General features: G+C 41.7%; 18 protein-coding genes. 10 read left to right on the top strand and 8 right to left on the bottom strand.

Going from position 1 to position 21,622, the window contains the following annotated elements:
• Nucleotides 1-3 precede the first annotated feature (3 nt).
• Nucleotides 4-1,788: an SLC5 family protein gene (locus LNTAR_RS09635; RefSeq protein ID WP_007278502.1), complete on the bottom strand. Its 1,785-nt coding sequence runs from the start codon at nucleotides 1,786-1,788 to the stop codon at nucleotides 4-6.
• Nucleotides 1,789-3,213 (bottom strand): extracellular solute-binding protein, encoded by a 1,425-nt coding sequence (locus LNTAR_RS09630; RefSeq protein WP_007278501.1) that lies wholly within the window; start codon nucleotides 3,211-3,213, stop codon nucleotides 1,789-1,791.
• A 231-nt stretch (nucleotides 3,214-3,444) separates the two neighbouring features.
• Here LNTAR_RS09630 and LNTAR_RS09625 point away from each other — a divergent pair, with 231 nt between their 5' ends.
• The 4 genes from LNTAR_RS09625 to LNTAR_RS28210 all read left to right on the top strand — a co-directional run bounded on the left by LNTAR_RS09625 (nucleotide 3,445) and on the right by LNTAR_RS28210 (nucleotide 8,143).
• The gene (locus LNTAR_RS09625; protein ID WP_007278500.1) at nucleotides 3,445-6,132 is read left to right on the top strand and encodes an FAD-binding and (Fe-S)-binding domain-containing protein; all 2,688 of its coding nucleotides are present in this window, start codon (nucleotides 3,445-3,447) and stop codon (nucleotides 6,130-6,132) included.
• Between the two features lie 50 nt (nucleotides 6,133-6,182).
• Nucleotides 6,183-6,422, top strand: a complete 240-nt coding sequence (locus LNTAR_RS09620) for a hypothetical protein (RefSeq protein ID WP_007278499.1) — start codon at nucleotides 6,183-6,185, stop codon at nucleotides 6,420-6,422.
• A gap of 467 nt (nucleotides 6,423-6,889) precedes the next feature.
• On the top strand, nucleotides 6,890-7,948 hold the full coding sequence (locus LNTAR_RS09615; protein WP_007278498.1) for a sialate O-acetylesterase: 1,059 nt from the start codon (nucleotides 6,890-6,892) through the stop codon (nucleotides 7,946-7,948).
• 63 nt (nucleotides 7,949-8,011) lie between these two features.
• Complete coding sequence (locus LNTAR_RS28210) at nucleotides 8,012-8,143, top strand: hypothetical protein (protein WP_007278497.1); 132 nt, start codon at nucleotides 8,012-8,014, stop codon at nucleotides 8,141-8,143.
• A 90-nt stretch (nucleotides 8,144-8,233) separates the two neighbouring features.
• Here the strand turns inward: LNTAR_RS28210 and LNTAR_RS09610 are convergent, their stop codons facing one another.
• The 4 genes from LNTAR_RS09610 to LNTAR_RS09595 all read right to left on the bottom strand — a co-directional run bounded on the left by LNTAR_RS09610 (nucleotide 8,234) and on the right by LNTAR_RS09595 (nucleotide 11,516).
• Nucleotides 8,234-9,178, bottom strand: coding sequence for a type II toxin-antitoxin system HipA family toxin (locus LNTAR_RS09610; protein ID WP_007278496.1), 945 nt, complete (start codon nucleotides 9,176-9,178; stop codon nucleotides 8,234-8,236).
• On the bottom strand, nucleotides 9,175-9,501 hold the full coding sequence (locus LNTAR_RS09605; RefSeq protein WP_238527745.1) for a HipA N-terminal domain-containing protein: 327 nt from the start codon (nucleotides 9,499-9,501) through the stop codon (nucleotides 9,175-9,177). The genes LNTAR_RS09610 and LNTAR_RS09605 overlap by 4 nt, the downstream gene beginning before the upstream one ends.
• Nucleotides 9,473-9,703, bottom strand: a complete 231-nt coding sequence (locus LNTAR_RS09600; protein ID WP_007278494.1) for a helix-turn-helix domain-containing protein — start codon at nucleotides 9,701-9,703, stop codon at nucleotides 9,473-9,475. The genes LNTAR_RS09605 and LNTAR_RS09600 overlap by 29 nt, the downstream gene beginning before the upstream one ends.
• A 295-nt stretch (nucleotides 9,704-9,998) precedes the next feature.
• Nucleotides 9,999-11,516: a sulfatase family protein gene (locus LNTAR_RS09595; protein ID WP_007278493.1), complete on the bottom strand. Its 1,518-nt coding sequence runs from the start codon at nucleotides 11,514-11,516 to the stop codon at nucleotides 9,999-10,001.
• A 346-nt stretch (nucleotides 11,517-11,862) separates the two neighbouring features.
• Here LNTAR_RS09595 and LNTAR_RS09590 point away from each other — a divergent pair, with 346 nt between their 5' ends.
• Nucleotides 11,863-12,654, top strand: coding sequence for a glycerophosphodiester phosphodiesterase (locus LNTAR_RS09590; RefSeq protein WP_007278492.1), 792 nt, complete (start codon nucleotides 11,863-11,865; stop codon nucleotides 12,652-12,654).
• Nucleotides 12,655-12,657: 3 nt separating this feature from the next.
• Here the strand turns inward: LNTAR_RS09590 and LNTAR_RS09585 are convergent, their stop codons facing one another.
• Nucleotides 12,658-12,945, bottom strand: coding sequence for a hypothetical protein (locus LNTAR_RS09585; RefSeq protein ID WP_007278491.1), 288 nt, complete (start codon nucleotides 12,943-12,945; stop codon nucleotides 12,658-12,660).
• 203 nt (nucleotides 12,946-13,148) lie between these two features.
• Between LNTAR_RS09585 and LNTAR_RS09580 the strand changes: the two genes are divergently transcribed.
• The 3 genes from LNTAR_RS09580 to LNTAR_RS09570 all read left to right on the top strand — a co-directional run bounded on the left by LNTAR_RS09580 (nucleotide 13,149) and on the right by LNTAR_RS09570 (nucleotide 17,802).
• Entirely contained in the window at nucleotides 13,149-15,311 is a 2,163-nt protein-coding gene (locus LNTAR_RS09580) for a protein kinase domain-containing protein (protein ID WP_007278490.1), read from the top strand.
• A 62-nt stretch (nucleotides 15,312-15,373) separates the two neighbouring features.
• A complete protein-coding gene (locus tag LNTAR_RS09575) occupies nucleotides 15,374-16,924 on the top strand; it encodes a sulfatase family protein (protein WP_157473441.1) in 1,551 nt (516 codons plus the stop codon).
• Nucleotides 16,903-17,802, top strand: a complete 900-nt coding sequence (locus LNTAR_RS09570; RefSeq protein ID WP_007278488.1) for a TIM barrel protein — start codon at nucleotides 16,903-16,905, stop codon at nucleotides 17,800-17,802. Before LNTAR_RS09575 ends, LNTAR_RS09570 begins: the two co-directional genes overlap by 22 nt.
• Here LNTAR_RS09570 and LNTAR_RS09565 read toward each other — a convergent pair.
• Nucleotides 17,799-19,553 carry a PhoX family protein gene (locus tag LNTAR_RS09565; RefSeq protein ID WP_007278487.1) on the bottom strand — a complete coding sequence of 585 codons (1,755 nt, stop codon included), beginning with the start codon at nucleotides 19,551-19,553 and terminating at the stop codon, nucleotides 17,799-17,801. The genes LNTAR_RS09570 and LNTAR_RS09565 overlap by 4 nt on opposite strands.
• A 199-nt stretch (nucleotides 19,554-19,752) precedes the next feature.
• On the opposite strand from LNTAR_RS09565, the gene LNTAR_RS09560 reads away from it, so the two are divergent.
• Together LNTAR_RS09560 and LNTAR_RS09555 are read left to right on the top strand one after the other, a co-directional pair.
• Nucleotides 19,753-20,361: a hypothetical protein gene (locus LNTAR_RS09560; protein ID WP_007278486.1), complete on the top strand. Its 609-nt coding sequence runs from the start codon at nucleotides 19,753-19,755 to the stop codon at nucleotides 20,359-20,361.
• Nucleotides 20,362-20,495: 134 nt separating this feature from the next.
• Complete coding sequence (locus LNTAR_RS09555; RefSeq protein WP_007278485.1) at nucleotides 20,496-21,593, top strand: hypothetical protein; 1,098 nt, start codon at nucleotides 20,496-20,498, stop codon at nucleotides 21,591-21,593.
• Nucleotides 21,594-21,622: the final 29 nt, after the last annotated feature.

Genomic DNA, 21,622 nt, shown 5'->3' with positions numbered 1-21,622 from the left:
TCTCTACCAAAATCTAATTACTAATGCAATGATAATGACCACAAATATCCCCCACCACAAGAGAATGTTGTGATACCATTTACTGCCTGAAACGCCATCAAAAATATTGAGCTTGCGCCAATTAATGGTTAAATTATCTGCCACTTTTTCTGCGGGTGGAGGCTCAGTCATCAAGCTCACCACAAGGCAAACAAGCATACAAAAAGCCCAGTTAACTGCCGCTTGATTGAGGAAAGAGTTGAGCCAAGGGAAAAAGTTATTATCAAAGACACCCATCCCGACGCAAACTTTAAGGGCGATACCTAAGACGAAACCCAAGGAGACAGCCCAAAGTGCCCCTTTACCATTGATCCTGCGCCATAGAATCCCTAAAAGGAACACGGCCGCAAAAGGGGGCGCAAAAAATGAATAGAGGGACTGGACGTAAACAAAGATGTCGGCATCACTAAAATAAAACATACCATAGGCAATCACCACGGCTAAAAGCAAGAAGCCTGCTGATGAAATGATGCCACAGCGAATTTGTGCTTTCTCACTTATATCGGGCTTGATGTGTTCTTTAACTATGTCAATCGTAAAAATCGTCGAGGTTGAATTGAGGACTGAGTTAACCGTAGATTGAATAGCTCCAAAAAGAGCGGCTAAAAAAAGACCCACTAAACCTACGGGGAGGTATTGTTTAACCAAAGTTAAATAAGCTCCATCCGCAATCGGTCCAAGAGTACTAAATTCTCCCTTGAGTAATTGCGGATGAGTAGCAAAAAGAATGAGTCCAGGAACGACAATTAAAAAGGGAAGAACAATTTTTAAATAACCAGCCAAAACCATTCCCATTCGAGCGTCCCATTGGCTCTTAGCTCCTAAAATCCTCTGAATTATAAATTGATTAATAACGTTGTACCAAATACTAATTGTGAAAGTAATCAAGATGAGCTGTGGCCAAGGAATCACTTTATGGGTTAAAGGCTGAACGACTGAAAGACGATTGTAACTTGTGTGCCCGGGTCCCGCAACACTCTCGGCATGCTGCTCAACGACTTCTTTCCAAACACCCGTTTGCGCCTCATTGCGCTCAAGCATGATATTCCACCCTTCCAATAGGGAGTTAGCATCTCCAGATAAAGATTTCAGACCAAAATAACTAATCCCTATTATACCTGCGATAATAAAAACTAGCGTCAGAAAATCCGTCCATGCTACCGAACGCAAACCACCATAAATGGCCCATATGCCAGAGAAGAAGGCAATCACAATAATGCCAATCAGTAAATTCCAATCCATGCTTAAGCCCATGAAAGATGAAGCTTCAACTTTCATTCCCATGACCTCTCTAAGAGTGAGGCCACCGATATATAAAACTGCTGCTAGAAAAGTGGTGACATTAGCAAGAATAGTGACAATCGCAAAAAAGAGCCTCATGGAGGGGTTGAAACGCTTTTCCAAAAACTGTGGAATCGTGAAAACGCGAGAGGCTAATAAAAAGGGAATAAAGAGCCAGATGAGCAAGGAGAAGGACATGATATTGCCCCAAGACCACACGGCAATACAAATACCATAGAGGAAGGCTCCACCAATCGCGCCCACGATCTCTGGAGCAGAAATATTTGAGGCAACTTGAGATGTACCCACGACGTACCACGGCAAGGAACGACCAGCTAAAAAGTAATCATCAGATTTAACTTTTTCTTTTTTACCAGCCCACCAACCGACGAGGCATAAAACTAAGACATACGCTGCCAATACTAGCAAGTCTATATTAGTAATAAACTGGTTCGTCGCGGCAAACATTTAGATTGAGCCTTTAGTATGATTCATGATATATTCAATATTTGCCGCCGTTTCTTCGAGTACATTCTCTAGCTTTGCCTGACCATTGAGCGCACGACTAATAGCGTGTCCCAAAAGACCTATCGCCAATTGATAACAAGGGAGGTAGGACGAAGATCGACGTCCCTCAAGTGCTTCTTGTAAGACGAGTTGGGCAAAGGGCTCTTGATAAAGTTCATTTTCTAATAAACTACGGCGAGGGGGTAGATAACCCTGCTCTCGATAATTGAGTTCTGCAAGGTGGCTATCATTGAGAATCGTATCAATGAGTTTACTTCCCATCAACTGGTTCTCGGACTGCGCAAATAGACTTAATGCATGATTCGCATTTAAAGACGAAGACTTACCTTGCACATCTTTTGGCAAGCTAATAACCTTAATTTTCATCTTGCTATTTTTAAAGAAATCTTCTCCTCTCGGCCCATCAATGATGAACGCTGAACGACCTTGCTCAAAGAGTTGGCGAACATCCCAAATGGAGAGTTTATCTGGTGAGTTTTTAAGACATTTTTTATAACTAATCAAAGTCTCCCTCGCTTCTTGAGCACCAATAGCAATCTCGCCCCTGGCATTGAAAAAGTTTCCTCCCGCCGCATACAGCCAAGGCAAGAACCATTGACCCGTGACTTCATCGCTAAGTTTGGGCGCTAAAAAACCATGGCAATCTTGGCCTTGATCATTTTTGCAAGCCGCTTTATTAACTACTTCAATTAATTGAATGAATTCTGCTAAATTTTGAGGCTCGACATCGCTAGACAAACCACATTGTTCGAGAATATCGCAATTAACATACAAGAGCATCGGCACCAGGCTAAAATCAATAGAATATAATTCTTCTTTAGAATGCTTTTTATCTTCAGCCCATGTTAAGTGGTCTTGCACAATACTTTGCGATAACTTGTCTTCTAAGGGTTCGAGTAGCCCTAAACTAGCAAGATGCCCCGTCCAGTTGCGTGATACCTGAGCTAAATCCGGAGCTTCTCCCCTGCCAGCAGCGAGAGTCAATTCTTCTTGTATCTCACTGTAATGCAAGGTCTGAGCATCGATTTTCAAATTGTTTTGAGTTTTCTGAAAATCATCTAAAAGGTGACCCCAAACTTCAACTCCAGATTTTTCCGAAGCCATCCAGCCCATAAATTTAATTTCACTCTCTTTGGGTCTTTTTACAAAAGCACCCCTTCTTTCAGTACGCTCTAACAAATTCTCTGAGATCAAGGTGGAAATCACTTTATTCATTGTTGCCTGTGAGCAATTATACTCTTCTGCTAAGTGTCTCTCACTTGGCACTTTTGAGCCGACTGCAAACTCAAGTAATACAACTCTATCGCGAAAATCATTCAAGATTTGATCAAATCTGCTGATTTGTAATATTCTTCTACTCGACATATCAACTCCTTAAAGCATTATATTATAGTTTGATTAATCAAATAATCATAATAGCTTGACATCCTTTAGTCAAGAAGATATGATCGTTTTAGATCAAAAAATCTTTTTAAAGCCCTATAACCAACAGGAAATTAATTTTTTTCCAAGATCACTCATTCTCCTCAGCAGATCAATAAAACAGCTCTCATCCATACATAATCATATATAAAGTATCTTAATAAGGTTAAGTTCATGTCCTACGCTAAGTTCCATACAAATATTCAAGCAGCGATTTGTCCGACGCGACTCATCGATAGCCCACTTCAACTTTTAGCTCACGGAACTGATGCCAGCTTTTATCGTTTAATCCCAAAGCTCGTCGTAAAAGCAGCCGATGAAACTGATATTCAAACCTTGCTTAAAGAAGCTCATAAAACCAAAACGCCACTCACATTTCGAACTGCTGGAACGAGCTTATCAGGACAAGCCGTCACCGATTCGGTACTCGTTAAACTTGGCCATGACTGGCACGATTATACGATTGAACAAAATGGAGAAATCATTCGACTTCAGCCTGGAATTATTGGTGCCAGAGCCAATCAAATCTTAAAGCCCTACGGGCGTAAAATCGGCCCCGATCCCGCGTCAATTGATTCTGCCATGATTGGTGGAATCGCTGCCAATAATGCCAGTGGCATGTGTTGTGGAACTTCGCAGAATTCTTATCAAACTCTAGCCGGACTTAGACTTATTCTCGCTGATGGAACACTTCTAGATAGTCGTGACCCTAAATCTGTACACGATTTTAAAATACGTAAGGCAGCTCTACTAAAAGAACTTTCTACTATCCGTCAAGAAATCATAGAAGACCCGCAATTACACGAAACAATTAAACGCAAATACAAAATCAAAAACACCAGTGGCTACGGCCTCAATAGTTTCATTGACTTCGAAGACCCGCTCGACATCCTGCTTCACCTCATCATTGGTTCTGAAGGAACTTTAACGTTTATATCTGAAATCACTTATAACACAGTCATTGACCCTCCATACAAATCATGTGCTCTCGTTATTTTTAACAGTATTGAACAAGCCTGCCTTGCCTGCACCGAGCTAAAACAGGTTTCAGTAGATGCCGTCGAACTTATGGATGAAGCTTCTTTGCGTTGCATGACTGATGTCCCAGCTGTACCAAACATAATTGAATCAGGTATGGTTGCTCTTTTAGTTGACGTGAGAGCTTCATCACAAAATGCTTTGAGTGAGAAAACCACGGCAGTCAATCAATGCCTCAGTTCCTATGAACTCGATTATCAGTTCACCAAAGAAATGCAGACTTACGCTAATTTATGGAAGATCCGCAAGGGGCTTTTCCCCATTGTAGGCGCTAATCGCGACAAAGGTACGAGTGTTATTATTGAAGACGTCTGCTTCCCTCTCGATCAATTGGCTCCCGCAACTTTAGACCTTCAGAAACTATTACTCAAATATAACTACTCTAAAGCTATTATCTTCGGTCATGCCCTAGAGGGCAATCTACACTTTGTTTTTACCCAAAGCTTCAATGAACAAAAAGAGGTTTTACGTTACTCTGCTTTTATGGATGAACTGGCTGATTTAGTTTGTGAAAAATACGACGGCTCACTCAAAGCCGAACACGGAACAGGCCGTAACATGGCTCCATTCATGGAGCTTGAATGGGGTGTAAAAGCTTATGCATTAATGAAAAGAATCAAAAAGCTTTTTGACCCTAAGTCAATTCTTAATCCCGAAGTCATCATTTCCGAAAATCCTAAACTTCATCTCGAGAACCTCAAACCGATTCCGCCCGCAGATGAACTCGTTGATCAATGTATTGAATGTGGCTTTTGCGAGTCGGCCTGCCCCTCCAAGGACCTCACCTTATCTCCACGTCAACGCATTGCCGTTTGGCGAGAAATCAAACGTCAGGAAAATGCCGGAGTAGGTATAAAACCTTGGCTAAGTGAGTTCCAATATCAAGCTAATGATACCTGTGCTGCCGATGGCATGTGTGCCACCAAATGCCCCGTCGATATAGATACAGGTAAACTTATTAAGCAATTGCGCACTTCGCAACACAGCACCTTGACTCGTTCAGTAGCCAAATTTAGTGCCAACAACTTTGCTTTGAGTAAATCCTTGATCAAGACAGGACTCAAATTAGCCTCACCCACAGGTAAATACCCCAAAGCCGCCAAAAATGAAAGCTTAGAACTGCCTACTGGAGATGGACCTAAAGTCATTTATTTTAGTTCATGTCTGAATTCTGTTTTAGCTCCAGAATCTGGCAAGAGCACGCCGAACAGTATTCTGTCTTTACTCGATAAAGCAGGCTACCAGGTTTTGATGCCCCCTAATCAAAAGCAACTCTGCTGTGGCATGCCCTACGAGAGCAAAGGCTTTAATGATGCGGCAGCAATTAAACTCATTGAACTTCAAGAATCCTTATTAGATTTATCTGAACAAGGCAACATCCCCATCGTCTGCGATAATTCTCCCTGTAGTTTTCATATGCTGAATACACTCACAGATCAATTAAGGATTTTAGATGCTGCGAGTTTTTTTGCCGATAAACTCGATTTATTAAATATCCAAAAAACTCAAATGCCCTTACTGACCTTCTCTGTTTGTAGCCAACAAAAAGCCGGCGAATCTCATGCCCTTAGCAAAATTGCTCAAGCCTGTAGCAAGAAGGTTAAATCCGTGGAAGAGATCGCTTGCTGTGGTTTTGCTGGTGACAGAGGTTTTTCTCACCCCGAACTCAATGAATCATCCCTCCAAGAAATCCGTACACAAGCTCAAGGATGTGACAAAGGCTACTCCACAAGTCGCAGTTGCGAAATTGGCCTCAAAACCCATTCAGGTATCCCCTTCAACAGCATCCTGCAACTTCTCGATGAATGCAGTTCGTCTTTGTAATATACAGATAAAACTAAGTCATTCCTAAACACAGCCTTAACTGGGCCTCCATGCTTAAGCAATTAGCGGAAGCTAGCAACGACCCAGCCATGCTTCAGCGTGCTCAGCAAACGGCGAACTACACCACCTATTACCTACAACCCGACAATCGCATCGTCGTTGGCTTTGACTACAAACAGTTTTGGTACAGTTGCCACATGGGCGTCGTTTTATACCTCTACTATTTTTGTAGAACCATAATACATATCTTAGGGGGGGGCGTGTACCTAAAGGCACACGGTTTTGATTAAATCATTTATGCCCCACGTTCACACCTGGGGCTAATACCTGCCATCCCTTCGAGGTTCGTTTTACATGGTGAAACCATGATACGTACTAGCCTGGAATGTAGTGTACCTAAAGGCACACGGTTTTGATTAAATCATTTATGCCCCACGTTCACACCTGGGGCTAATACCTGCCATCCCAACGGGATTGATTTATCTTCAATTCGAAATAATGGCAAAGCCATGAAACGTGCTAGCCTGGGATGCAAACACCACGGAACATAATGTGAAAATCAATTCTCATGGTGAAACCATGACACATATTATCGTCGCAGCACCACACTCGAAAAATTGGCAGACATTGCTCATATCATATAATATATTCGTTAAAATGGTGTCAAAATTCTTTAAAAATTAAAATATTTTAATCCAAGCTTCGTAATTCTTTATTAAACAATAATATATCAAATTACAGCGATAAAGGACCCACAATGCCAAAAATTATAACTGCCATATTTAGTTTCTTATTACTCCACTCTTTCAGCCTTATGGCTGAAGATAAAGTGGGCGCGAACACAAAGCCTGCCAACATGTCTAAACCAGTCAAAGTTTTTATTCTCATGGGCCAATCGAATATGCTCGGCTTTGGCAAAATCTCCGGGGGGAAGGATGGTTGCCTGGATTACGCAGTAAAAAATGAAGGTCTCTATCCATTTTTACAGGATGCAAAAGGCCGTTGGATCACTCGCCAGGACGTTCGCAATGTATTCACCATGGGCAGTGGAGGACCTCAGAGTAGAGGCGGCGTCAAGAAAAATGAATTCATGACCATAAACAAAGGTAAAATCGGCCCGGAAATCGGCATCGGTCATTACATGGGCAACTTGTATGGCGAACCGGTTTTAATCCTCAAAAGTTGTATTGGCAACCGTAGTTTGGGCTGGGATTTACTGCCTCCGGGGAGCCCCTCCTACGTATTCGAAGATAAAGACAAGAAATCTAAGCAAATGAAGACCTACGTTTATGCTGGCTATGGCCAAAGCCCCGATCGATGGGAAAAAGGTACGCAAGCCAAAGCCATTAATTGGAAAGCCGGCGTTCAGTACGACGGAGATATTGCACGGGCAAAAAACGTTCTCAATAATCTCGACAAGTATTACCCAGGGGCTAAGAGCTACGAAGTCGCCGGCTTCTTTTGGTGGCAGGGAGATAAAGATCGCTATAACACGGGTCACGCGATCAAGTATGAACAGAATCTTGTAAACTTGTTTAAAGCCTTGCGCAAGGACTTTAATAGTCCAAAAGCCAAAATGGTCGTGGCTACTCTCGGCCAAACCAAAAAAGAAACAGCTAAGGGCAATGAGAAATTGATTCTTGACGCCATGTTTGCCCTAGAGAAAAACCCAACATTCAAAGGCGATGTAAAAACCGTCTACACTCACCCGCTCAGCATGGGCGGCGCCTCAAATAGCCACTACGGCGGCAATGCCAAAACTTATATGAACGTCGGCCTCGCCATGGGCAAAGCCATGGAAGAATTACTGAAATAAATACACGTCTTCTACTCAGACCTTAAAGATGCATGAGATTGGATAAAGGTTTTAAATTATTTCATGATTGTTCATAAAGCGGAGCCAAACCTCCCTAGCTGCCTGGTCAAGGATTGGCAAATCCTTGCAGGGAGAGCTCGAGAGGGACAGCGTCCTTCTCGTATGGGTCGCATCATGCCTGTGGGTAATCGTTAACTAAGCCCCCCGTCAGCTTGGTTCCACAGGCGGTAGGGATCTTGGTGCTTGAGCAACTGATCTAATAAGGGTGCTGCCAAACTCCCATAATTAAGCGAAAAGAATTTTTGAATGTTTAGCGAGAACTTCTCTATACGAAGTCTGCATCTCCTCCGACATAAATGATAAAGTTAATAAATTTTCTGCTTGCTTTAAAAGATGTCCTAAATCTTTATATGCCTGATCAATGATCTTAGGCTGAAGAGACATTTTTTCGGCTAAAGTCTTAAAGTCTGCTAGCCCTATTTTTTTTCGTTTACCATTCAGTGACAAGGCACTCTGTTCAATGTCTTTAAAATCTTTATTATAGAACCTGTATACTGCAACAGTATTTAATAAATCATAGCAAGGTGACAGTTGCACAAAACCTTTAGCATTCGTAATAATTGAATAATTTTTCAGATGCATATCTTCATTACCAAAGCAAAAGTTAAACAAGAATATACGAAAGAGTTTTGCCAACTCAATTTTAGGAAAAGTGCAGTAAATCTCTATTAATTTAATCAGTTTTTCAAGACTGTAATTATACTTAGTTTTTCTGCTCAACTCTGCCAACTGAGAAAAATCTTCCACGTGTAATTTTTTGTTTCTTCCTATACGATCAAATCTCTTGATGAAATAGGATAGAGAGTGATCTGAACATCTAATCAGACCACTTAATGGCACATCAATGCCATACAACCCCGCCATATACATTGTAAAAGCTTCATTTTCGGGAAATTCTTGCCATTCCGGATTTTGCGGTTTCAGGATAAATGTCCCGTACTTTTCAACTAATTCAAAAGACTCTGTACTCACACTTAGTTTGACACTATACTTAGGTTGTACACCTTGAATGGAAATTTTATCAACCTGATCACGACTAATACGCAATTGCTCGTTTTGATTATAATTTAATACATTTAAATGACGAAGTTTGGGATTTAAGCGCCTTAAAGACTTCTCTGTATATTCCCCCGATCTACAATTCTCCATAGAAATCAAACAGCGACTCATTCAGATAATTCCTTTATCGAAATCGCACCGACAAAATCATCCCCAATGGCAATTAATTGAGAGAGATAATCATGCGCATCAATCTTCATACTCTTTAACAAATACTCTAATTGAGCTCCTTCTGGCAAAAGACCATCAAAAAAAGGGGGGAACTGGTCAAATTTATATCTAATAACAGAACATGGCATCGTTCGTGAGATAGGTGGCCCTTTATAATCACTTAAATATTCAAATAAATAAGTACTTGAATTAAACTCACTTAAGTGTCCAGCAAGCTCCCCGTGTAAGGAAACCTCAAGCCTTCTCATTATTAATGCCTTCATAGGAACTCGTTAATTCAATTTTTATATTTAATGCCTCGAGTACTTTAACTAAATTATCAAAACGAATGCTTTGCTTAGCTTTCTCTATATCAAAAACACTCGTCTTACCGACACCAGCAATATTAGCAAGTTCCAGTTGTGTCAAGCCTATGGCTTTACGATGTTCTTTTACCATTAAAGATATTTTTTTCATGTAATCCATAAAAATACTCCAAATTACTGCTTTTGCAGTAATAAATACTGGTGACCACATTATTACCAATAGAAAATATATAAAACATCAATATTTTACTGTTTAAACAGTAAAATATTGAGTTTAAAGAGGGAGTCTTTAAAAATCTCAATCAAAATAACATATTTTTACCGCAATAGCAGTAAAAATATACATCGGATATCGTATTAGAATCGCGACCATAGCTAAGCGCCTGATCAAGGAAAGGCATTCCTTGCAGCGGAGCTCGAAGCAAGACTATTCCTCTTGTTTAGATAGCATCTAATTACTTTCTAACTAAGCCTTCGTCTGGTTGGTTCCACAGGCGATAGGGATCTTGGTGCTTGCGCATCTGATCTAATAAGAGCGCTTCCATTTCTTTTAATTTTGCTGCATATTGAGGCTCATTGGCGAGGTTGACTTGCTTTGCTTGAGGCTGATTTCCCGTCAAGGCAATGATTTCACCCTGATGATGTTCACTGAGTAATTCATCGGGATTTTCCGCTAAATTAAAGAGTTGCGTCTTCCGCACTTTCCCTTCGAGGGTGTCGTACTTGATCAGTTTCCAATCGCCCTTTTTGACGCAGCGCATACCCGGCTTAGTTCCGCCTGCGTAAACGCCAAATACAGTCTCTCTCACTGTATCCTGCTTTGCTTCCAAGACCTTCTTGAAAGACTTTCCTTGATTGGATTCTGGAATGGCAATTCCTGCTAAATCACAGAGCGTGCTCAAGATATCTGTGAGATAGATATTTCCTTTGACGCGTTTGCCCGCTGGAATACCTGGACCTTTGACGATGAAGGGCACGCGAAAAGTATGTTCATAGAGATTTTGCTTACCTTGCAAACCATGGCGACCAATGGCTATACCATGATCAGAAGTGTAAATGATATAGGTGTTGTCTAACTCCCCCATAGACTCTAATTTTTTCAGTACCCGATCAATTTGAATATCAATATTTTCACTACAGGCGTACTCGCGACCGAGCTCATTGCGAATCGTCGCCTCATCGCGATGATGCCAAATCCCTGGGGCACTCACTTCATCGCGAAGACCGGGGTGACCATGAGGGAAGGGGTGCCGACTCAAGTAGTTATAGGGCAATTTTGGCGTTGGCAATTCCGGATTGAGTAATGGTGGATTATTCTTATCACGATGATTTATCGCACCATACTTTTTCAATAACTCAGGCGTACCCTCGCGATCATCATGGGGATGAGAGAAACCATAATAAATCAAAAACGGTTTCTTCGTAGTTTGTGTTTCCCGCTCATTGAGAAAATTCATCACCTGATCACCATGCCAAGCACTGCCCGACTCCGCTGTTCCGCCACGCTTAGTCGCATCGTGACGAATTGTGAACCTTACATTGGCCGCGGGGTAGCTATTGCCTTGCTTGCAGGTTCGCATGGTAATGTAACCCGCTCGGTTAAAAACTGCTGGCAAAGTATACTCTGCTAAATTTGACGGACACATCTGCTCACGAGTTTGACGATCAGCTGAAGCAGGAAGCTTACGAATGGCTCCGTGAGGAAGATTCCACACATTGCGGCCCGACATAATCATGTGTCTTGAAGGATTACATACCGCCCCCTGATTCGAACCCATGTGATGAGCAGCATCAAAAACCATGCCCTGTGAAGCTAAACGATCCAAAGTCGGCGTGTCGAGGGGAGATTTTTTATCGTAAATTTTCAAATCAAAGGGTGATTGATCGTCGACTAAAATGAATAAGAAGTTGGGTTTCTCTGCTGCTTGAGCAAGGTAAATAAAACTGAAAATTATCGTGATAAAAAACTTCATTATTGCAAAATATCCTTTTAAATCTAATTGATAAATATGTGCTGCTCGCCTTAGCTACTGACTCAAAGGCCGGCAAGCTCACAACTTTCTTACAAAGACATACGCAAGACAAAAAGACTTTTTTGACAAGTCCATAAATATTATTACAAAACAAATGAATCTCAGTCAGCTGTTGCTCTTGAGTCAGAGCCATTACACTTAACTTATTCAGAGAGGACCTAGATCTATGTAGCAAAAAATTAATCTTCTTGTTTAATAGACGGATGTTTAAAACACGAAACTATTTTAACTGCCCTCAGTAACAGGAAGCAGCATCCTTTAATCTTTTTAACGAAAGCCCATTCATATGATAAGTAAATCATCATTTCTCATAACTCTCGCCCTACTCATCTCTTCCCCTCTGTTTGCAGAGACTTTTGTTGTGGCTCACCGTGGGGCTTCCAAGCAAGCACCAGAAAATACTCTCCCTGCTTTTGACTTAGCCTGGAAGCACGATGCCGATGCCATAGAAGCTGACTTTCGACTCACAAAAGATGGTCATGTGGTCTGCATTCACGATCAAAATACAAAAAGAACTGCTGGGAAAAATTTAATCGTGGCTAAATCGACTTTGAGTGAATTACAAAAACTCGATGTGGGTTCCTTTAAGGGCAAACAATTTAAGGGCACAAAGATCCCGACAATTGAGGAAGTCTTTGCCTCTATTCCAAAGGGGAAAAAGATTTTTATCGAAATCAAGTCAGGGCCAGAAACCCTTGAACCCATTATAAAAGCTCTCAACAACAGCTCTTTGAAACCTGAACAAATTGCCATAATCAGCTTTAAAGAAAAAATCCTTCTGGACGTCAAAAAGCATGCTCCCCATATCTACACCTCATGGCTGTGCAATATCAAAAAGAAAAGAGGCAAGCCCAGCCCGAGTTTTGACTCGGTTTTAAAAACCTTGAAGGATTATAAAATTGATGGCCTTAGTACTTCCCACAATCATTTAAATACTGAGATGATTCAAACACTCCAAAATCAAGGCACTGATTGCCATGTCTGGACAATTAATGATGCTCGCCAGGCGAAAAAGTTTATTGAATGGGGCGTTGATTCAATTACCACCGATATTCCCCATTCAATCTCAAAACCTTAAACTTTACTCGACGACTTCAAAGCTCGCGATGTAAACAATTTGACGGCGGTTCTCGCCCTGTTTCACTTTAACTGTCATACTGACTTCGTCGTCGAGTGCGGTTTTTACTTCTTCCAAAGGTTTTTTCAGGAGCATAAACTCTTCACCTTTTTCATCAATAAATAGGGTGCCGTAGGGCACCTTTTTAAAAGTCCCTTGAAGTTCGAGCTTACTCAATTCAACTTTTTCTTCTTTGGCCAACAAGGGGCTCACAAAGCTTAAACACAAGAGCCAAACTAATACTTTTTTCATCACTATCTTCCTAATAATTTATTTCACCCAAATCCTTTTTGAGTCTTACTCTTTATATCGTCCTGCAAAACCTTATTTGACAAGCGCAGTAAAATTCCATTTAAAGATTCTCATTTATTGTACGAAATCACCGAAAAGTTCTCCTATAATGGCTTAGAGCGCTTATATTGTGCTGCTCGCAAAGAAACGATTTAGGCATTTTCATGGACGAAAAAAACTTGGATAAAACTCCTGAAATGATTCCTCATTTGATGGATCATTTTGACGCCGCGTTTAATGAACATGAGCAAGAATACCTACGCCTTTTGGAAGAACTTGAAATCGGAGACGAACGCTATGAAGTCAATAGCACTGTCAACGAAGGAGGTATGAAATACATTTTCGATACCTATGATGGGCTGACCAAGCGCAGCGTGGCCAAGGCCATCATGAAAAATTCTGCTGACCAAGAAACCGTTAAAAACTTTATTCGCGAAGCCCGCATAACGGCTTCACTCGAACACCCGAATATCGTTCCTGTTCACGACATCGGCATAGAAGACGAGATCGAACCTTTTTTTACCATGAAGTTATTGCACGGCGAAAACTTACAGGACATCCTCGATCAGCTTAAAGCAGGAAATTCCCAGTACGAAAAACTCTATCCTCGGGTCGAATTACTCAACATATTTCTTAAGATTTGCGACGCGGTGGCTTTTGCTCACTCAAAAAACGTTTTACACCTCGACCTCAAACCGGCGAATATCCAAGTCAATGAATATGGTGAGGTATTGCTTTGTGATTGGGGCTTAGCTCGACAATTACAGAATACTGGAGACGAAGTTTTAGATGATCCCGAATTAGATAACTTAAAAAACGATTCGATTGAACTGACTCAAGACGGCATCCTCAAAGGGAGTCCTGGCTACATGGCTCCCGAACAAATTACTAGCTCTGTGGGTGCTCGATCATATACAACTGACATCTACTGCCTTGGGGCAATCCTCTATTCAATCCTCACACTCAAGCGCTCAATCGAAGGCTCAAATTTAAAGGAAATAGTGGCTAAAACCCTTAAAGGCCAAATCACCCCACCGATCAATCGCAGCCCCGAGCGAGAAATATCGCGCAGTATGAATGCTGTGACCATCAAAGCCATGACTTTGGATCCGAATGATCGCTACCAAACTGTGAATGAATTATCTAAAGAAGTCAAAGCTTTCCTACAAGGTTTTGCAACCGAAGCAGAAGGCGCTGGTTTCTTCACGCTCTTAAAACTCCTCTTCAAACGTCACAAAGAAGTATGTGCACTCATTGCTGGATCAGTCTTTCTCATCGTTATTATCACCGCAAGCTTTATGGAAAGTCTCAAAGATGAACGGGAGGCCGCTATTGCAGCTGAACAAATGGCCCGCCGTGCCGAAGGGCAAGAAAAAGTCGCTCGTAAAAATGCTGAAGCCGCCCAGTTTAAAGCCGAAAGAGCTGATGCACGCAGTATGGAGATTCGTAAGCAAACAGCTATTCACTTACTCGATTTTGCCCGTAAAGAATATCAAAAAAGTAGCTACCAGCACTCATTAGAACTTGTCGAAAAATCGCTACTCTCTGATCCCCAGCTCATGGAAGCTCGTTATTATTACGCGCTCTATCTTTTTGGTTTTCACAAATTCTCTCAAGCACTCGAAGAGCTCAATAACTATCAAGGACCTTTAGAAACTGAATGGCTTCGCAAATTTTGCATCGAAGCTCAAAAAGAAACTTACGACAATTTCGTTACCTCATCGACTTTTACCAAAATTTTAAAAGATATGAAGACCCTCAAGCGTCACCAAAGACTACGCCACCATTTCCTCTCCCTCGCTACTTACATCTACCCAGAAGAGCAACGCTGGAAATTTGCTCGGGCTCACCTCAAAGAAATGAGTGTCGCCAACTTTAAATTTGACTTAAGTGAGAACCTAGGAGGAACCTTTGCTCTCTCTATTGCCGGTAGCAAAGGCATTTATGATATTACGGCTCTTAACAACCTGCCAATCTCGGAACTCGATGCTTCTAATACCGACATTGACGACATCCTCGCCACTGCACAGATGCCCATAGAAAAGCTCAATATAAGTTTTACACATGTACACGACATCCTACCACTTGAAGGCAAAGCGATTAAGGACATCAACATTTGGAAAACGAATGTTCGTAACCTGAGGCACATTTCCACGGCACCTCTCGAAGTGATTCACCTCAATAATAAGTGGTCAGACTTACGCTATCTCGAGGGAATCAAAAGTTTGCGTACGGTTTACTTATCTCGCTATACATTTAATGAGGCTATCCTCAATAGAATTCAATCTCAAAAACCTCAGGAACTTGAACTCATTTTTGTGGATTAGCTGTCACATTTTGCTTCCTAGAGCTTATTCATTACTACAAAGATGAACTCAATTCGGTATACATGATGACAAAACTCTCTACAATATTCCTCTTGCTTAGCGTCTCGCTAAGTGCCCTCGCAGCTCTGCCCAACATCCTCTTTATATTTTCGGATGATCACGCAACTCAAGCTGTAGGAAGCTACGGTTCAATAATTAATTCAACCCCAAATATTGATCGCATCGCGAGTGAAGGAATTCGCTTCGACCGATGTCTCGTGACCAACGCCATTTGTGGCCCCAGCCGAGCCACTATCCTTACCGGTAAATACTCTCATCTCAATGGCTTTTATAAAAATGATATGTACTTCGATGGCAGGCAAATCACTTTCCCGAAATTGCTTCGCCAAGCGGGTTATCAAACTGCGGTCATTGGCAAATGGCACCTTGCGAGTCTGCCCACGGGTTTTGATCACTTTGAAGTTATCACGGGGTATGGGGGACAAGGCAAGTACTATCACCCCGTCATGAACCGTAATGGAGAGCCCACTAAGCACCGCGGCTACACAACAGAGGTCATCACCAAGCTCAATATGGAATGGCTAAAGAATCAACGCGACCCCAACAAACCCTTTATGCTGATGATGCAACATAAAGCTCCCCACCGCGCCTGGCTTCCTTCCCCAAAATACATGAATGCCTTTAAAGATAAGAAGTTCCCCAAGCCCGCCAACCTCCATACCGATTATCAAGGCAAGGCGAGTCATGTCAAAAAACAAGATATGATGATTAAAGACTCCATGAATCCTGGCGACTTAAAACTCACACCTCCGAAATACTTGGATGGTGCGGACCTCGCAAATTGGCATAAGGCTTATGACGAGGAGAATGCGGCCTTCGCAAAAGCTAAGCTGAGTGGGAAAGCTTTGCGCTCATGGAATTATCAGCGCTATATCCGCGACTACGTTCGCTGTGTCCAATCAATTGATGACTCAATTGGAGAAGTCCTCAACTACCTCGATGAAAGTGGCCTCGCAGAAAACACCCTGCTTATTTACTCTTCAGATCAAGGATTCTTCCTCGGTGAGCATGGTTGGTTCGATAAACGCTTCATGTATGAAGAAGCCCTGCGCACTCCACTCGTGATGCGTTGGCCTGGAAAAATCAAAGCTGGTTCAGTTGATTCTCACATTACATCTAACCTTGATTTTGCTCAGACTTTTCTAGAAGTTGCCGGAGTCAAAGTACCTGCAGAGATGCAGGGGGCCAGCCTTCTCCCCATCATGAAAGGACAACAGCCTGAAAACTGGCGAGAGAGCTTTTATTATCATTACTATGGTTACCCCGACTGGCACTTGGTGCAAAAACACTGCGGTGTCACCGATGGTCGCTACAAACTTATTCATTTTTATACCACCGATGAGTGGGAACTCTATGATCGAAAAAATGACCCTGAAGAAAATATTAACCGCGCCTCAGACCCGGAATTTAAAAGTATTTTACAAAACATGCGCAAGAAACTCTCTCAGCAGCGAATACAACTGAAAGTACCTTCCGATGAGGAAGTCATTCAGCAATTCAAACATCTTGAAAAGGAAAATTCGTACCTAAAATGGGGAGTCAAGAAAAAATAGATCGCCGCTCACTTTTAACTGGCGTAGTTGCAGGACTCGCTTCAAGTTCATGCCTCTCAAGCCAAGTTAAAAATCAAGATCATTATCCTTTTAAAAAATCCTTTTGTTACTGGCCCTATAGGAATATTTGGTCAATTGATCAGATGATTGAAGTTGCAAATAAACTAAATTGTCAAGGAATTGAATTAGTCGACCCCAAGCACTGGCAGAAACTCAAAGATGCTGGCCTTGAATGCTCACTGAGCACCTCGCACCCCTTCACTAAAGGCATGAATCATATAAATTTTCACGATGCCAACATTGCCAAACTAAAAGAGCGTATTGACCTCTGCAAAAAGTTTGGCTTCCCCTCTGTCATTACCTTTGTCGGCTACCATGATAGCAGTCCCAATGGTGGAGGTAAAGTTTCGCCAAAAGATGGCATTAAGAATTGTATTAAAGCCTACGAAAAAATTCTTCCTTATGCTGAGAAACAGGGCATCACTATCCAAATGGAAATTTTGAACTCACGAGTGACTGAAAAAATGAAAGGTCATCCAGGTTTTGCTGGAGATACCGTTGAGTACTGCGGAGAAATCATTCGCCACTTCAATTCAGATAATTTTAAACTGCTCTTCGATATCTATCACGTCCAAGTGATGCAGGGTGATTTAATCACTCGAATAAACAATAACATCGACATTATCGGACATATCCATACCGCCGGATGCCCCGGTAGAAATGAATTAAATGACCAGCAGGAAATCAACTACCCCGCCGTGATAAAAGCTCTTAAGGACAATATGTACAAAGGCTACGTAACTCACGAGTTCCTGCCTACAACTGATCCATACAAAGGACTTCAACAAGCTTTTGAAGTTTGCTCCCCCCGCGTTTAACTTCTGCTGATCACCACCACTGCGCTACGCGCTGGTAAATGATTAAAGTCCGGAAAACTGCCCGATGGATTTGTCGCCGGATGTTGTACTGAAAGAAAAAGCTCCTTACCATTTTTCATAAAATAAGGGCCCGTAAATTCAGCGGCTTTTGGAGGTGTCGCAAAACGTTTAGAAAGTGCTCCCCCCTCAGTCTTTTGACAATGCCACATACCGTCAGTAAAACCAGGAAAACTGTAACCATCAGAACATACCCACAATTCACCATTGAGATCAAAAGCTCCATTGTCCGGGTAAACAAAACAACCTTGTAAAGTCGTCTCTTTAGAGAAGCTTGAGTACGCAGGATCACCGCTGAACTTACCACAAATGACAAAGAAGCTCCATTCACCCCCGTCGCCTTGATCATTCAGTTCAATAATATGCCCCGCACCTTGTTCCACTTTATTAGCTGCATTTAATTTACTCGCACTACGACCACGGTTACCGGTCATGAAGAAAAAGATATTCCCCGTTTTAGGATTGATATCAATATCCTCGGGTCGATCCATGGGCGTCGCTTCTAATAAGTCGGCCGCTTTTCGGGAATCAATTTGTACATCGGCTTGAGAACGGAAACCATTTTTTTCGGTCAAAGGCCCCTGGCCATGCACCATCGGCAACCACTTCATCGTGCCATCTTCTGCGAACTTCGCAACATGCAGAACGCCACTCTCTAATAAGCTTTTATTATAGTCGCGATCGCCTTCTTTATATTTTTTTGCCGAAACAAATTTATATATGTATTCGAAGCCTTGATCATCACTAGTGTAGACCTCCACATAGCCATCTTTACGTACACGAACCTTGGCGCATTCATGTTTACAACGGCCCAACATAGAGTGCTTTTTCATCGGCTCATTGGGCTTGAGCGGGTCGATTTCAACTACCAAACCAAAGTGCAGGGCTGATTGATATTCACTATCTAAATCAAAACGAGGATCAATCCCTGCAAAAAAGTTCCCTTTCTTATTCATCCCAAAGCGCTTGAAGTTTGGCTCTTCTTTATGACCTTTGATCTCTCCTGAAAAGTACCCTTGAACATTTTCTTCAGCGGTCAAATAAGTCCCCCAAGGCGTATAACCCCCCGCGCAATTACCTAGAGTCCCTGCAGAAACGATGCCATCAGGACTCGCTTTAGATTTCATTCTCTCATGGCCCGCTGCGGGCCCCGTAATCACCGCTTTTGTCTCCGGCGTGATCCTTCTACTATAAGGCGAGGATAGATTAACTTCCCAATTCTTATCTTTATCACGCTTGATAGCCGCTACCGAAACTCCCACAGAATGATAGGCTGCTTTTTTTCGTTCTTTACTATCTGGGTGCTGACCATGTTCAGGGAATTCATTATTAATGCAAATAATGGCTTCATCGGCACTCTGCTCAAAAACATGAAGAAAATCACAAGCTCCACCAAAGCGATTTTTTTGCTCTTCTGCACTTAGTTTTTTTGGATCATAACTTTCTAGACCCGCTTTTAAGGGGTCACCAAATGCGCATAAATTTTTATAAACAAAGCCTTGCGCTAAACGCAAACCGGAAGCTTGTCGCGCCGGCAATTCTTCAAAAGCGGTAAAACCTTTTTGAGTTTCTTCCTTCCCAGAAACTCCTAGGCTCATGGCTCCCATGCCCGCCATACCCAACTTCATAAAGTGGCGGCGGCTCATTTCTTGCATCGATAAGACTTGACTCTTGTTAACTCTTTCTTGACTCATAATAAATCCTAATTAGCTACTCTAATTAATAGAACAATACATCTAATAATCTTTCTCGTTTATTTAAATCAGTTCAGTTCTCGTTAAATATAAACAATTATTTTTTAATTTTTTTATCAATCCGTGTAAGAAAGTATGAAAACTCCCCGAATTAGTAGTTAAGCAACAACAAAAACTTAATAAAACACGGAGAACTACAATGAAAAAATTCCTTACAATTATGATGAGCATGGGTTTTATCCTCTCGACTTCAGCTTTCGATGCTAATGAAAAAACTGCGCGTGAAGGTAAAGAGAAAAAAGGCAAATGCGAAAGCTGCAAAAAAGGCGAAAAAGGTGAGCGTGGTGAAAAAGGTCCTCGCGGTAAACACGGGGATCACGAAGAGCGTCGCGAAGCCATGAAAGAAAAAATGAAAGACATGTCCGAAGAAGAACGCGAAGCTTTTAAAAAGGAAATGCGCGAAAAACATAGCGGAAAGAAAATGGAACACGAAGCTATGAAAGCCCAGTGGGAAAGCATGTCAGAATCAGAACGTGAAGAAATCAAAGCCAAAATGAAGCAACGTCACGATGAACGTCGCCAAGTGATGGATACTATGAGTGAAGAAGAACGCAAGATGGTCAAAGAAGCCTTCGAAGCAAAAAAAGATGCCATGCGTGAAAAAATGAAAAACTTACCCGAAGAAGAACGTCAGGCTTTCAAAGATGAAATGAGAGCTAAGCACGAAGCTTTCCGTAAAGGCATGGAAGGTAAATCAATCGAAGAGAAAAAAGCTTACGTCCTATCAAGAGCTCAAGCTTCGAACTAAAATTATAAGAACTGTCCTCGGGCTCCTCGTTGCGTAAACAGCGGGGAGTTTTTTTACATTATAATATCTAAGGAATTTCTACAAAAGCTTTAAAGTTCATTCATATTCAAGAAGACGTTTATAAAGGCATAGCAATGAATAAAATTTTAAAGATATACCTAATATTAGCACTCACTATAAATCTTATTGGCGGTGAAGCTTCTACTGAAGCTTGGCAGCAGTTTGACACCCCCAACAAAAGAGCGCTTTGGGTATGGTCCCCCACAAAACAAAAAATGTGGGATGGAGAAAAAAAAGATACCCGTTGGAATCAAAACTATAAGAACTGTCATGATTTACTGCTCGATTTCGCGCACAATAAATCCATCCGCGTGCTCTACCTCTACATTGGTTCTTGGCATTGGTCTAAGTCACAATTCATCGATGGACAACTTCAACATGAAAAACAACTCGCCAATTTGATTCGCAAAGCCAATAAAAAGGGCATTCAAGTTTGGGCCATGTACTACATCAACGATTCACCCGAAAAAGTAAAACCTGGAATTGAGGGCATCAAACATATTATTGACTGCATTGCAGCATTCAATAAAAAATTCCCTGACGCAAAGTTTGCGGGGATTCAATCAGACCAAGAACCCAATAAGTCCGAGAACTGGCATGATTTAATACAATTTCTCACGGTTGGGCAAGAGCATGTAGATAATGTGGCTCCGAAATTAATCTTCTCTCAAACTCTTAAACCCTCTTATATTCGAGAGGATTTAAACTGGAAAGGAACAAATAAAAAATTCTACAAACACATCTTAGATACGATAGATCATGTGGCTTTAATGGCTTACAACGATAATCCAACTGTAGCTTACCGTTGGTCTGAAGCGGTCTGTCAATATGCATCGGAAGTAAAGAAAAAAGCCTCCATCGGTTTTGAGACTGATGATCTCAGTCACTTTAATTATGATGCTTCAATGGAAACTTGGTTTGAGCAAATCTTAGAAGAGAAAAGTCGCTTTGATGGCAGTGCAGGGAGTTTCGAAGCCACCATGCAGGATTTTGAAAAGAAGCTTGCACAATTCGATGGTTTTGATCGTATGGTTATTCACTCTTACCGGTCTTATTTTAGCTTGTGGTTTAGTCACGCTGGCTCCTACGAACCCGCAGATCACCCTTCCTCTTGGCCAAAACCTCCTGCAGTAAGTCTCGAACAAGACCTTCGTCCCCTTTTTAAAAAATGAAATTACCTAATGTGAAGTGATCGACGGGA

The organism is Lentisphaera araneosa HTCC2155, from assembly GCF_000170755.1.
Lineage (GTDB): Bacteria > Verrucomicrobiota > Lentisphaeria > Lentisphaerales > Lentisphaeraceae > Lentisphaera > Lentisphaera araneosa.
Note: the sequence above shows the minus strand (reverse complement) of the source record. Positions and strands in the feature narration are given on the sequence as shown.

What these genes read in the sequence shown, in the direction of transcription:
- LNTAR_RS09590 (WP_007278492.1), top strand. Translation starts at nt 11,863, where the DNA reads ATGATAAGTAAATCATCATTTCTCATAACTCTCGCCCTACTCATCTCT.
- LNTAR_RS28210 (WP_007278497.1), top strand. Translation starts at nt 8,012, where the DNA reads ATGATTGTTCATAAAGCGGAGCCAAACCTCCCTAGCTGCCTGGTCAAG.
- LNTAR_RS09595 (WP_007278493.1), bottom strand. Translation starts at nt 11,516, where the DNA reads ATGAAGTTTTTTATCACGATAATTTTCAGTTTTATTTACCTTGCTCAA.
- LNTAR_RS09555 (WP_007278485.1), top strand. Translation starts at nt 20,496, where the DNA reads ATGAATAAAATTTTAAAGATATACCTAATATTAGCACTCACTATAAAT.
- LNTAR_RS09585 (WP_007278491.1), bottom strand. Translation starts at nt 12,945, where the DNA reads ATGAAAAAAGTATTAGTTTGGCTCTTGTGTTTAAGCTTTGTGAGCCCC.
- LNTAR_RS09560 (WP_007278486.1), top strand. Translation starts at nt 19,753, where the DNA reads ATGAAAAAATTCCTTACAATTATGATGAGCATGGGTTTTATCCTCTCG.
- LNTAR_RS09610 (WP_007278496.1), bottom strand. Translation starts at nt 9,178, where the DNA reads ATGAGTCGCTGTTTGATTTCTATGGAGAATTGTAGATCGGGGGAATAT.
- LNTAR_RS09565 (WP_007278487.1), bottom strand. Translation starts at nt 19,553, where the DNA reads ATGAGTCAAGAAAGAGTTAACAAGAGTCAAGTCTTATCGATGCAAGAA.
- LNTAR_RS09625 (WP_007278500.1), top strand. Translation starts at nt 3,445, where the DNA reads ATGTCCTACGCTAAGTTCCATACAAATATTCAAGCAGCGATTTGTCCG.
- LNTAR_RS09620 (WP_007278499.1), top strand. Translation starts at nt 6,183, where the DNA reads ATGCTTAAGCAATTAGCGGAAGCTAGCAACGACCCAGCCATGCTTCAG.
- LNTAR_RS09575 (WP_157473441.1), top strand. Translation starts at nt 15,374, where the DNA reads ATGATGACAAAACTCTCTACAATATTCCTCTTGCTTAGCGTCTCGCTA.
- LNTAR_RS09630 (WP_007278501.1), bottom strand. Translation starts at nt 3,213, where the DNA reads ATGTCGAGTAGAAGAATATTACAAATCAGCAGATTTGATCAAATCTTG.
- LNTAR_RS09635 (WP_007278502.1), bottom strand. Translation starts at nt 1,788, where the DNA reads ATGTTTGCCGCGACGAACCAGTTTATTACTAATATAGACTTGCTAGTA.
- LNTAR_RS09615 (WP_007278498.1), top strand. Translation starts at nt 6,890, where the DNA reads ATGCCAAAAATTATAACTGCCATATTTAGTTTCTTATTACTCCACTCT.
- LNTAR_RS09605 (WP_238527745.1), bottom strand. Translation starts at nt 9,501, where the DNA reads ATGAAGGCATTAATAATGAGAAGGCTTGAGGTTTCCTTACACGGGGAG.
- LNTAR_RS09580 (WP_007278490.1), top strand. Translation starts at nt 13,149, where the DNA reads ATGGACGAAAAAAACTTGGATAAAACTCCTGAAATGATTCCTCATTTG.
- LNTAR_RS09600 (WP_007278494.1), bottom strand. Translation starts at nt 9,703, where the DNA reads ATGGATTACATGAAAAAAATATCTTTAATGGTAAAAGAACATCGTAAA.
- LNTAR_RS09570 (WP_007278488.1), top strand. Translation starts at nt 16,903, where the DNA reads ATGGGGAGTCAAGAAAAAATAGATCGCCGCTCACTTTTAACTGGCGTA.